The 13,157-nt window shown below is 30.3% G+C and carries 11 protein-coding genes and 1 other annotated feature (1 of these 12 running past the window's edge); of the genes, 6 read left to right on the top strand and 5 right to left on the bottom strand.

The window, feature by feature from the left end:
• Positions 1-247, top strand: a binding site (T-box leader) (it extends 6 nt beyond the left edge of the window).
• Between the two features lie 81 nt (positions 248-328).
• Positions 329-1,540 carry a tyrosine--tRNA ligase gene (gene tyrS / locus RIN63_RS02985; RefSeq protein ID WP_310443173.1) on the top strand — a complete coding sequence of 404 codons (1,212 nt, stop codon included), beginning with the start codon at positions 329-331 and terminating at the stop codon, positions 1,538-1,540.
• Positions 1,541-1,706: 166 nt separating this feature from the next.
• Here the strand turns inward: tyrS and RIN63_RS02990 are convergent, their stop codons facing one another.
• Positions 1,707-2,513: a DUF169 domain-containing protein gene (locus RIN63_RS02990; protein WP_310443174.1), complete on the bottom strand. Its 807-nt coding sequence runs from the start codon at positions 2,511-2,513 to the stop codon at positions 1,707-1,709.
• A 309-nt stretch (positions 2,514-2,822) separates the two neighbouring features.
• On the opposite strand from RIN63_RS02990, the gene RIN63_RS02995 reads away from it, so the two are divergent.
• The 5 genes from RIN63_RS02995 to RIN63_RS03015 all read left to right on the top strand — a co-directional run bounded on the left by RIN63_RS02995 (position 2,823) and on the right by RIN63_RS03015 (position 8,445).
• On the top strand, positions 2,823-3,491 hold the full coding sequence (locus RIN63_RS02995) for a response regulator transcription factor (protein ID WP_310443175.1): 669 nt from the start codon (positions 2,823-2,825) through the stop codon (positions 3,489-3,491).
• Complete coding sequence (locus RIN63_RS03000; protein ID WP_310443176.1) at positions 3,488-4,498, top strand: sensor histidine kinase; 1,011 nt, start codon at positions 3,488-3,490, stop codon at positions 4,496-4,498. The genes RIN63_RS02995 and RIN63_RS03000 overlap by 4 nt, the downstream gene beginning before the upstream one ends.
• Positions 4,499-4,590: 92 nt before the next feature.
• Entirely contained in the window at positions 4,591-5,358 is a 768-nt protein-coding gene (locus RIN63_RS03005; RefSeq protein WP_310443177.1) for an ABC transporter ATP-binding protein, read from the top strand.
• Positions 5,348-7,411, top strand: a complete 2,064-nt coding sequence (locus RIN63_RS03010) for an FtsX-like permease family protein (RefSeq protein WP_310443178.1) — start codon at positions 5,348-5,350, stop codon at positions 7,409-7,411. Before RIN63_RS03005 ends, RIN63_RS03010 begins: the two co-directional genes overlap by 11 nt.
• A 194-nt stretch (positions 7,412-7,605) precedes the next feature.
• The gene (locus RIN63_RS03015) at positions 7,606-8,445 is read left to right on the top strand and encodes a pirin family protein (protein WP_310443179.1); all 840 of its coding nucleotides are present in this window, start codon (positions 7,606-7,608) and stop codon (positions 8,443-8,445) included.
• A gap of 166 nt (positions 8,446-8,611) precedes the next feature.
• On the opposite strand, the gene RIN63_RS03020 is transcribed toward RIN63_RS03015, so the two are convergent.
• The 4 genes from RIN63_RS03020 to RIN63_RS03035 form a co-directional block, all read right to left on the bottom strand.
• A complete protein-coding gene (locus RIN63_RS03020) occupies positions 8,612-9,304 on the bottom strand; it encodes an ABC transporter ATP-binding protein (protein WP_310443180.1) in 693 nt (230 codons plus the stop codon).
• On the bottom strand, positions 9,297-10,454 hold the full coding sequence (locus RIN63_RS03025) for an FtsX-like permease family protein (RefSeq protein WP_310443181.1): 1,158 nt from the start codon (positions 10,452-10,454) through the stop codon (positions 9,297-9,299). Before RIN63_RS03025 ends, RIN63_RS03020 begins: the two co-directional genes overlap by 8 nt.
• Positions 10,451-11,101, bottom strand: coding sequence for a cobalamin-dependent protein (locus RIN63_RS03030; protein ID WP_310443182.1), 651 nt, complete (start codon positions 11,099-11,101; stop codon positions 10,451-10,453). The genes RIN63_RS03025 and RIN63_RS03030 overlap by 4 nt, the downstream gene beginning before the upstream one ends.
• A gap of 117 nt (positions 11,102-11,218) precedes the next feature.
• Positions 11,219-12,985, bottom strand: coding sequence for a glycosyl hydrolase family 18 protein (locus tag RIN63_RS03035; protein ID WP_310443183.1), 1,767 nt, complete (start codon positions 12,983-12,985; stop codon positions 11,219-11,221).
• Positions 12,986-13,157 lie beyond the last annotated feature (172 nt).

Raw genomic sequence — 13,157 nt, forward strand, 5'->3', positions numbered from 1 at the left:
AGTATGATAAGAAATAGTAGCATTTTTGATTTCAAACAGAAAGATGCCGGTTGATGAGAGGCTCGTGAATAAAAAGTGTGAATACCTCTTGGAGTTGCGTACCGAAATGATTCATCAAGTAGGCTACGACGGAAAGCACACCGTTATCAAGTGCAGGAGTATCGCCATCGCTGTACTCTGTGAGGTAGGTAATGTGAGTTACCTATAAACTTTAGGTGGTAACGCGAGATAAACTCTTGTCCTTTTGGAAACAGAAGGATGAGAGTTTTTTGTTTTTCTTATGGAACTTGTAAATATCAAAATTCAATATTTTAAGGAGGATAACATTATGCTGGCACCAAAGGAGCAATTAAGAATTATTTTAAAAGGGGTTCACCAATGCGTGAGCGATCATGAATTACTAGAGAAGCTAGAAAAATCATGTAAGGAAAATATACCTCTTACAATTAAGTTGGGACTAGATCCTTCAGCACCTGATATTCACCTTGGTCATACTGTAGTTCTAAGAAAAATAAAGCAGATGCAAGACTTAGGACATTTAGCCATTATTGTTATCGGTGACTTTACTGGTAAGATAGGCGATCCCACAGGGAAATCTAAAGGCAGGGTAGCCCTTACGGATGAGCAGGTAAGAGAAAATGCCCTAACATATTGCGAGCAGATATTTAAGGTGTTGGATCAGGAGAAGACGGAAGTCAGGTTTAATAGTGAGTGGCTTTCAAAGCTTACCTTTGAAGATGTTATAAGGCTATCAAGTACAACTACAGTTGCTAGGATGCTAGAGAGAGATGATTTTCAGAGCAGATACAATAATAGTGTACCTATAGGAATACATGAGTTTCTTTATCCATTAATGCAGGCCTATGACTCAGTTGAATTAAAGGCAGATATTGAGCTAGGTGGAACTGATCAAACATTTAACATTTTAATGGGAAGAACATTACAAAAAACTATGGGACAGGAGCAACAAATTTCTATATTTATGCCTATTTTAGAAGGACTTGATGGTGTTGAAAAAATGAGCAAGAGTCTGGGTAATTACATCGGAGTAAGTGAACCTGCCGAAGTGATGTTCAAAAAGGTTATGGAAATACCAGATAATAGTATAATTAGATACTATGAATTGACCACTGATGAACATCCCGATGATATAAATGAAATAAAACTTGAACTAGAAAGAGGAGTTAATCCAAGAGATGTAAAATATAGACTAGCTAAAATGATTACATCTCTATATAACTCTCAGGAAGATGTAGAGAAGGCAATCAACTACTATGATGCTGCTTTCAGTAAAAAATCAGTTCCTGACCATATTCCAACTTTGCTTCTGGGATTAGACAAGGATACAATTAATGATTGCATTCCAGAGTTAATTACTATGGGATTTGTTAATAGTAAAAGTGGGTTTATTCGTTTAGTAAAGCAAGAAGGCATTCAAATTAATGGCGAAAAAGTTAATTTAGATGATTTAACTAAGGTATTAGAAAACTCTGATGTAATAAGGATTGGTAAAAAGAAATTTGTAAAGATAATAAAGTGATTTAATAAATCCTCCCAACTTATGCTGAAGCTGATGAAAATCCATATGTATTAGATTACGGTGTAAGCTACTAAAAAAATTGACTTATAGGTCTTCAGATTCTAAAGACTTATAAGTCAAATCACTAAATAATCGGATTTAATATTAAATAATTTATTGCATAAACTTATTTTTCAATTTCAATCTTTCCACCAGTATAAGATCCATCATCATAATTTTCATTAAATTTGATACCACTATTGTCTAATCCGCGTTCATTTAATCTTTTCTCGATGCCTTCTTTATTTTTATTTCTTTCAAAAGGATTAGTTGTTTCTTTAACTCCTTCAACAACTTCATACCATTTTTCAAAAGGAATACCAATTCCTATTTCATTAGCTTGCCAGTCCGCAACTAAGCGAGTTCCCGGACATAATAAAGAGATATTAATATCTTTAGTGTTATAAGGATAAGTTGTTAAATCTTGACAGACTGCTTGTAGCCCAACAGTTCTTAAGTTAGATGTGTAGCCATTAAAATAGCCATGTCCTTGTATTATTCTCATAACATTATAGCTACTGCCAACTACAATTACAACATCTGGATCTTCTTTATAATTTTCAAGAGGCATAACTACTATGCCAGCAGGCTCTTCTTTTAAGAACAGCATTTCATCACTAATGCTTTTTGATGTTTCCACATCCTTATAAATATGTTTACTAAATCTTGCTTTTCCACTTGCCATTGGCTCAGGAATTTCTTTCATTTTTAAAGCCATTGCTCCATTAGGACATGCTTGATTTTCTTTAGTTAGTTTCATAGAGTTACCTCTACTAGCTAGCTGAACAGAGTTGCAATAGGTTACTTTACGATCTCTTTGAGGCACTTCAAAATTCTTAAATTCATCCTTGTCAAAGAAAAATTTAACTCCTACTGGTTTTCTGTCTAAATCTAAATATGATTCAATTAGATCTACGCTATGTTTAATATCCATTTTTTCTCCCCCATATAAATTTAATTAGTTACTCGCATCAAATCTAATTATATCATTGTAGTCTAGACAAGAATAATTAAAAATACCTATATAAACTAATTTAGTATTAATATGGTTAATCAATGGGGTCTTGGAACGGTGTCTGTCATATAACTTAATAACTTTAGTTATAATCATAATTTAATAACTTTATATTCTAAAAATCATATGGTAGAATGTAGGTAAATTCTGGATATGACTTTTAGTTAAAAAAATATATAGTAATTGTCCTTAATACGGACAAAGAAATTAAGAAATGGAGAGAAAAATATGTTTACAATAATGATAATAGACGATAATGAACAACTTCAAAATGAAATTGGGAATTTACTAACAATAAATGGTTACTCAGTTTTGAAACCAAAATCTTTTGATAAGATACCACAAATAGTAAAAGAGAATAGTCCAGAATTAATTTTATTAGATATAAATTTACCTGAGGATGATGGATTTAAAATATGTACAGAGATACGCAGCTTTTCAAAAATACCTATAATCTTTATAACAAGCAGAAACACAAATATAGATGAACTTATGGCAATTACTTTAGGTGGAGATGATTTTATTACAAAACCATATAACACCCAAATACTGTTAGCCAGAATAAATGCTCTTATTAAAAGAGTATATCCTAATAATTCTAATATAGATATAATTGAGCATAATGGTTTAAAATTGAATATTTTAAAAGGGATAATTGAGCATGATGGAAATAGTGAAGAGCTTACAAAAAATGAATTAAAGATCTTATATTACTTATTAATAAATAAAGATAAAATTGTTTCAAGATTTGAAATTATGGAGTACTTGTGGGACAGTGCCATGTTTGTAAATGATAATACTCTTACAGTAAATATTACAAGGATAAGAAACAAAATAGAGGAAATAGGATTGGAAGATTTTATTAAAACTAAAAGAGGGCAAGGTTATATAATATGAGTTTGAAAAATTACCTAAAAAGTATAATGGGATTAATATCTTTAAATATTATAGCCTTAATATTTTTATCTGTCTTTCTTTTAAGTATAGGCAATGAACTTGAAGCAATAATGATAATAGTATTATCATGGATTGTTGTTTTATTCATATATTTTGTTATTGCTTATAGAAAAAGAAAAGATTATTTTGAATTAATTGAGAAATGTGTATCAAAGATAGATAAAAAATACTTAATAAGCGAAGTGTTAGAAATACCACCTTTTATTGAAGCAGAACCCTATTATTATCTTCTAAAAAAATCAAGCAAATCGATGAGAGAAGAAATCAATAAAGAAAGGTTAACACTTAAGGATTATAAAGAGTATATAGAACAGTGGATTCATGAAGTAAAAACACCTATATCCCTTATAAAGTTAACAGAAGAAAATAATAGAACAATTAAAAGTGCAGCAATACTTATGCAATTAGAGGAAATTGATAGATATGTGGAGCAAGCATTATTTTATGCAAGAAGTGAAGAAGTAGATAAAGATTACCTTGTGAAGGAAGTAAACTTACAGTCTTGTGTTAATAGTGTGATTACAAGAAATAAGCAAGGTTTTATTTTAAATAATATAGATATAGATATAGATAATATAGAAAAAACAGTATATTGCGATAGCAAATGGCTTGAATTTATTTTAAATCAGATAATAGTAAATGCTATAAAATACAGGAATAATAAAAATCCAAAGGTTAAGATATATGTAAGAGGTATAAAAAATGGAATTCGATTAATTGTTGAAGATAATGGAATTGGTATACCTTCAGATGAATTAGATAGGGTATTTGAAAAAGGATTTACAGGAAATATAGGTCGATTAAATACCAAATCTACAGGGATTGGATTATATTTATGCAAAAAATTATGTGATAAATTAGGATTATTAATAGATATAGAATCAGAAATAAATAGTTATACAAAAGTTGTTATTACTTTTCCTATAGGAAGCTTTTGCAAGTTCTAAATTAGTAATGTTACAACATTGTCACTTGAAAGTAATATTAAATCGAATCTAGCATGTAATATATAAGTTATAATGTCTTTGGGGTGATAATAATGAATGAGGTATTAAGAATAAACAGTGTTGAAAAATACTATGGAAATAAGGGTAACATAGTTAAAGCTATTGATGATATAAGCTTTAATGTGAAAAAAGGTGAATTTGTTGGTGTAATGGGACCATCTGGATCAGGTAAAACAACTTTATTAAATTTGATAGCTACAATTGATGATGTTAGTTCAGGCAATATTTATTTAGACGGAAAAGATTTAACAGAGATAAATCAAAAGAATATTGCAAAATTTAGGAGAGAAAATTTAGGCTTTATATTTCAAGATTTCAACTTGTTAGATACATTAACTGTCCATGAAAATATAGCATTAGCTCTTACTATAAATAAAACTAAAAAGAGTGAAATAGACAATAAAGTGTTAAGTGTTGCAAAGGAACTAGGAATAGAAGATTTGCTTTCAAAATATCCCTATGAGGTATCAGGGGGTCAAAAACAAAGAACTGCTTGTGCAAGGGCATTAGTAACTAGTCCTAAATTAATTCTTGCTGATGAACCGACGGGGTCACTTGATTCAAAATCTGCTCAAATATTAATAGAGATGATATCAAATTTGAATAGAGATTTAGATGCAACAATATTAATGGTAACACATGATTCCTTTACAGCTAGTTATTGTGACAGGATATTATTTATTAAGGATGGAAAAATATTCACAGAGTTGGTAAAAGGTGAAAATACGAGAAGACAATTTTTCAACAAGATATTAGATGTAGTAGCATTATTAGGTGGTGATGTTAGAGATGTACGCTAAGTTAGCCAAAAGTAATGCGAAAAAATCTATTAAAGATTATTTAATTTATTTTATAACTATAACAATATCTGTGAGTTTATTTTACGCTATTACATCTCTTTCTAGTTCAAGTTATGAACTAATCACAGAAGAGTCTTATAATTTTAGAAATCTAAAGTTAATATTGCAATATTCAACCTATGTAATTACAGCGATTCTTATTCTACTTGTAGCTTATGTAAACAAATACATGATACGAAGGCGAAAGAAAGAATTTGCTACATATGTATTGCTTGGGGCAGAACAAAAAAGCATAGCATTTATGTTTTTTATTGAAACTCTTATAATTGGAATTCTAGCCATAATAGCAGGAATATTTGTTGGAACTTTATTTTCTCAAGCAATCACAGCCATAGTCTTAATAAGTGCAAAGCAAGAAGTAGTACTTAGCTTAAAGTTATATATGGATACATTAGGAATTACATTTATATTCTTTATATCTATGTTTTGTATTATAGGATTATATAATGTTATAGTTTTAAGAAAAATAAAACTTATAGATATGCTAAATGCACATAAACAAGTAGAGTTCCAATTTAAAAGAAGTGGCAAGGTATATACTGTAATCTTTGCATTATCAGTAATCTTATATATTATTTGTGGTAGTTATACCATTAAGTTAATAAATTTAAAAGTAGATTATAGTGTAAAGTCATTAATGTATATAGGTTTATCTCTAATTACTTTTATAATGGGGACTTATGCGCTATTTTATTCAATTTCTTATATAATGATATACATAAAAAATAAGTGGGTTAATTTTAAATATGAAGGAACAAATTTATTTTTAATAGGATCATTAGTATCTAAAATAAAGACATCCCCCATATTAATGGCAACAATATCAATGACCTTTTTAGGATCTATGATAAGTTTTATAATAACACTTGTAATGGCTCAATGGGCAACTGGTTATTTAGATATGAGGGTTCCTTATGATATAGATATAAGAAATAATTATAGTAGCAGTTTTTTAGCAGAAGCTAATATAAGTGATATTAACGAGATACCTAAATTGGATTATAGCGGGATTAGGGATTATTTAAATGATGAGGGATATGCTGTAAAGAGCTACTGCCAGGTAGAAAAATATCTTGTAAAAGTAGATGAAAATAGTGAGTCAACTTTAACAATCAGATTAAGTGACTTTAACCAATTAAGAAGTATGTTAGGATACGAAGAAATAGAGTTAAAAGACAATGAATTTACTACTCAATGGCATAACGCCACCACAGATGAAGTAATAAATAACTATATAATTAAAAATGACAAATTAAATATTAATGGGGAAATATATAGTATTAGCAAAAATTCAGCTTACAAAGAATCTATTGGAGAAGGATTTTATTTGTCTACAGATAGTATTATAATTTTACCAGATAAAGTATGTGATAATCTAGCTTTTATAGAGACAAATTTTGTAGCTAATATCAAGAATAAAATGAGTTATGAAGAAGCTGATGACTTCCAGTATGATTATGTTTATGAGTGGTTTGGGAAAAATAATGCTGAATTCATTGAAAGATACAGTAAAGAATATGACATATCACGGAGTATAATTAGAACAAGAATAAAATCATCCGAAACTAATAATATTTTAAATGCAACTTTAGCTATGAGAATTCTTGGCATATATTTAGGTGTAGTACTTCTAATGATAAGTTTAACTATTTTATCACTTAGTCAACTCTCTGACTCTATTGAGCATAAAGATAGATTTAATGTGCTTAGAAGATTAGGTATTGAAGAAAGTGAAGTAAATAGGATTATTTTAAAACAAATTTCAATATATTTTATAGTTCCTATTGCTATAGCAATGATTGGTGTTGCAATATTTATATATAATTATTATCTGTTTTATAAGGATATAATTACAGTCTTTGTTGGAGATAGAACATTTATTTTAAGTGTAATCTTTGGAGTTGCTTTAATGCTTGCTATATATTTTTTTTATTTTGGAGGAACATATTATACTTTTAAGAGAAATGTTAATAATCAGTCAAAATTGTCTTAATAGCATAATGATGTATCAAGGTCAGCCTATTGTATATGTGGTTGGCCTTATTTTATTGAACACATTTATAATAATTTAGGAAAGCAAGAATTATGAAATAAAAAGAATAGTAAATGGGTATACAGTATTTGAAACTATGAGCTAGAAAGCAGAAGTTAATCTCATTAAATTAAAATATTTCAGGAGGTAATAAAATGGAAAGAAGAGTTAAACGACAAGTTAGAGGATTTAGAACGAAAGATGGCGCTGGAGTTAGCTTAGTTAGAGTTTTAGGTCATGAGACAGTTGATGAGTATGACCCAATTCTAATGCTTGATTCATTTGACAGCACAAATCCCGATGACTATACAGCTGGATTTCCTATGCATCCACATAGAGGGATAGAAACAATCAGCTATATTTATCGTGGTAAAATGACTCACAAGGATAGTTTAGGCAATGAAGATACTATTTCTGATGGAGAAGTTCAATGGATGACAGCTGGATCTGGTATTTTTCATGAAGAAAAATTGCCTGCCTCAGAAAGAATGCTTGGAGTTCAACTATGGCTGAATTTACCAGCAAAAAACAAAATGGTAGCACCAGCTTACCATAGTATTAAAAACAATGAAATTGAAGAAATCATCCTTGAGAACGGAAAGATAAGATTGCTAGCAGGTGAATATGAAGACAGAAAAGGCTTCAAAAGCAACTATTTACCATTGGACTATTATGATATTCATATTGATGCCAATGCTTCTATTGTTATAAATACAGAAAGTAACCGCTCTATCATGATTTTTACTCTTTCAGGTGATGCTTATATTGGCGATGAGCTAATAAAAGAAAAGACAGGAGTGAAACTTATGGAAGGAGACCATGTTGTGATAAAAGCTGGGGATGAAAATGCTCAGGTATTATTTATAAGTTCAATGGCATTAGAAGAGCCAATCGTTTGGGGAGGCCCTATTGTAATGAATACAAAAGCAGAATTGGAGAAAGCTTTTGATGACATAAAAGGTGGGACTTTCTTGCAGAAGGAAATTACTTATTAAACTCTAGATCTGTAGATAAAGAAAGTATAAAAAGCAAATAATTCAAGCCTGACTCGTCACAAAAAAGATTTTGACTTATAGATCTCCAGATTCTGAAGACTATAAGTCAAATTCACTAAATGATTAGATTTAATATTATAATTCGAATACAAGATAATTTAAATTATTAAACATAGTTTTGTATATCCATATTAATTCTACCATCTTTGATTTCGATTATTCTATCTGCTTTTTCTGCAATCCTCTTATCATGAGTGATTAAAATAAAGGTTGATTTGAATTCTTTATTTATTTCTTTTAGAAGATTAAAAACAGTTTCTGTTGTTTCGGAATCAAGATTTCCAGTTGGTTCATCCCCTAATATTATTCTAGGACTATTTATAAGGGATCTGGCAATTGCTGCCCTTTGTTGCTGCCCACCTGATATATCTGTAGCCATATTATTTTTCACCTTACTCAATCCAACTATATCAATTAGTTCATTAGCCCTGTTTTTAGCTTCTTTTGTGACCTTATTATGCTTTATTCTATAGGGCATCAGAATATTTTCTAAGACTGTAAATTCTGGAAGTAAATAATGAAATTGAAAGATAAATCCTATAGTTTCATTCCTTAAAGTAGATAATTGGTCCTTATCTAAAACTGAAATATTTTTTCCATCTACTAATACTACTCCATTTGTAGCCTTATCAAGAGTACCTATGATATTCATCAATGTAGATTTACCACTTCCAGAAGCACCTATGATAGAGTTAAAAGAAGATTCTTCAAAGTCCAGATTAATATCATATAAAACTTGAGTCTTTACTTTTTCTCCGTATATTTTATTGATGTTCTTTAATTCTAATATTTTAGCCATTTTTAATCACCTCTATTGGATTCAGTTTTGAAGATTTTTTAGCTGGAATAAAGGCCGCAAATGTAGAAGCACTGATAGCAACTATTATTGAAATAGTTATAAATGCATAATCCAGATAAAATGGTACTAAAGGAGTGCCATCAGGGTTTTTAACAAAAGTTGAAAAAGCCCATGTAAGACCTAAGCCTAATCCTGTACCAATGATTGATCCTATAATTCCTAGAATTAAACCTTGCAATAGAAAAATCTTACTAGCAACATTATCTTTTATACCCATTGCCTTTAATATTCCCAATTGCTTAGACTTTTGAACTACAGATATTGCTAAAACAGACGCGATGCCAAGTAGGACTGCTAAGAGTACGAATACTTGAATCATATAACTAGAAGCTGATTGGCCCGTTAGAGCAGATAAGAGCTCTTCATTCTGTGCTTTCCAGTTTGATGTTTCAAGATTTAACATATTTAAATCATCATTTAAATCATCTGCTATTTTATCAGCATCAAAAACATCATCTACTTGAGTTTCTATGGATGATAACAGATTTTCTTTTTGGAATATTGCTTGTACACTATCTAAATTTGATACTAGCCATGACTTATTAATACTAGCTGATTTTAAATCAAATATACCTACTATTTTTATATCAAGAATATTATTATCTGGTGTTGCAAATTGGACACTTTCTCCTAGATTGATTCCTATATCTTCTACAAGATCTTTACCAATTATAACTTCCATAGATGATAAGGGCATATGTCCTTCTATTAACTTATCTTGGAACTTATATATCTTATTTGCAGATTCAAACTCAAAACCCCTCATAAGAATAGGATAAGATTCTTCCTTATAAAACATAAAGCCTGAAGAGTCTAAGACCTTAGACACAGCGATAAAATCCTTGTTTTCCTTGAGTTCACCTATTAAAGCCTCATTGTCAGGGAAGAATTTCTCTTTATCATTAGGTTTTATAGTAATATGTGATGAGCTACCTATGGTTTTATCAATTAAGGAAATCTGCAATCCATCTATTAAAGATCCAATAAAAATCTGTACAGAAACACCAATGGCTATACCTATAACTATAAGGGCAGTTTGTCCTTTACTAGACTTTAAAAACCTAGTAGCTATATTAAATGCTAATCTCAATTTTTATCAACTCCTCTATCTAAACTTTCAATATCTTTGAAGTTTCTAAGGAGAAGATCTCCACCGATCTCTTTGTAGGTATTTGGATTTGATATGAAAGCACTTCCGCCTAATATAAAGCTTATTCCTGAATCTATAGAGTCTTTTATGGTTTCAATTAGTTTTTTGACAGAAATCAGATTATAATAATTGGTGACACTTATACATAAATATTTTGGTTTTACAATTTCAATAGCCTTCAAAATCGTTTTCTGTGGAGTCTTTGCACCAATAAAAGTTGAATCATATCCTGCAATAGTAAAAAAATCAGAGACCATTCTAGCACCAAGCTCATGATCCTCATATTCAGGACACAAAACTATTACTTTTTCTTTGTTAGCATTGATGCTTTTTCCCTTTAAAACATAAGGGTAAGCAGCTTCTATTATGCTCCTGATAATTCCACTTCTAACATGTTCTCTCCATATTAATTCCTCATCATTATCATATTCTTCGATGATGCTATTCAATCCAGGTGTCAAAATTAATTCATACAAATCAATAACAGAAATACTCTTTTCTTCTAGAGCACTTAGGCATAGTTGTAATGCATTTTCCTTATCTTCATTTCTAATAAATATCATAAACTTGTCATATATATCCTTCAAACCCTACACTCCCTTCTGTAAATTTACTCATATATACCCAGAAGGAGAAAATTTAATATCATCAAATTTAAGTTATATTTTGAGCTTGTGTACTTAGGGAGGACCTTTGTATCCTCCCTAAGGTATCAAGGCCTTGATTCTATCCAATAATGCTGCCATCTGAGCTCGTGTAACTTTTTCCTTTGGTCGAAATGTGCCATCTTCATATCCTGTAAATATATTTTCCTTAGCCATTGTAACTATATATGGATAAGACCAACTTGAGTAGTCTATGTCCTTAAAGGGATTTTTAAGATTTTGGGAAGGAGAAATCTTTAATAATCTAGTTAGCAATGTAGCCATTTCTTCCCTTGTTAATGATTCATTAGGTGCAAACCTCTGATTTCCCAAGCCCTCCATTAATTTATGTTGTGCAGCAATTTCTATATCTTTCTTTGCCCAATGATTATATGGTACATCTCTAAAATAAGGTATAGTGGAATAATTGTTTTTCAACTCTAAAACACGAACTAAAAGTGTAGCAGCCTCTGCTCTAGTTAAGGCCCTATTAGGCTCGAAATAAAAGTCTCTTGTCCCAATCATCCATCCTTTTTCACTGATGGAGAGTATTGGAGCCGTAGCCCATCCTTCGTCTACATCAATAAAGACTCTACTACCTTTATACCATTGATTATAAACAGTCCAAATATTTTGAGTGGCTTGTTGAAGGCTCCAGCTGCCAGCTCCTTTTAAGTTGTATTTCTCAATTAACCGTAGTTTATTTAAAATAGATTCTTGATTTTCAAACCAAAGAGTATATCTTCCTTGGGGGATGTCCTTTTCATATCCTGTAATATTGATATTAGCTTTTGGAGATTTTAGTTGATTATCAAATGTTACAGTGCCACTATATTTCTTTATTAGTTCTTCAATCCTAACTAAGCTAGTACCTTTTCCTTTAATGCTTCCATCATCTTTCCAATACCTTCCAAAGAAGGGCAGACCTAATACGATTTTTGAAGGGGGAGCATATCTTAATGCGTATTTAATGGATTGTTCCACAAATCCTATACTGGCAACTGGCCCAGGATCACCAGTCTCATAATGCTCATCATAAGACATAATCATTAGATAATCAGCATATTCTGCTAATCTTAAATAGTCAAAGGAACCATACCAACCTTCTGTATATCCATGGGGATTGGCAGCAACAGCTACAGATACCTCTTTTTCTCTAGGAAGTGACTCTCTTAATTCTTTTATAAATAATGTAAAGTCATCTCTATCTTCTACAGTTAAATTTTCAATATCAACATTTATTCCGTCAAGATTATACTCATTGATAGTATCAACAAGTTCTTTTATTAAAACATCCTTATTTTTAAGAGCTACCCTTCCCACATTACGGTCCCAATGATTACCGAGGAAGGGGACTACCCTATAGCCTTTGTTTTGCATCTGTCTAATAATATGAGGATTAAACTGTTCAGTTATTTTTAAATGCCCATCAGATGTTAAATCAAAATAAGTAGGGGAAATTACATCTAAGATGCCTCCTGTATTGTTTAAACTTTCAATAAGGTCATATCCATTTCCAAAATAGGAATAAGTCATGTTAAATACGGGCTTTTCCTTTGGCTCCAATCCTTCTGCAAATCCAGTGAATCCATGTAAATTTATTGAGGCTATTAATATTGTTCCTGCCATTATTTTAACACTTTTAATTTTTAATTCAGGAAGATTGTTTTTAATAAAATCATTTATAAACTTATCAAGGTTATGTATTTGATCTTCTTTTTTGCTTCCAAATTCATCTGCGAACTCAGTTAACCCTAAGTCTAAATACAAGGTAAGGGTGTAACCTTGGATATTTTCTTCTAATTTATAATTATTAATGAATTTCATTATATCCCTCCACTCCTATAATAGTATTACCATTAAATGAAAAGATAATTAATTTTGTTTTGAGGATTATAAATCAAAGGGTATTAGAATTGGATTAATATGATACAAATGTCAATATCTTGCAAATTAGAAAGCAATTATTCGCAAAAAAATCATTGCTTCATTGTTTATA

Origin of the sequence: Tissierella sp., assembly GCF_031460495.1 — a bacterium.
Taxonomy (GTDB): Bacteria; Bacillota; Clostridia; order Tissierellales; family Tissierellaceae; genus JAVKTS01.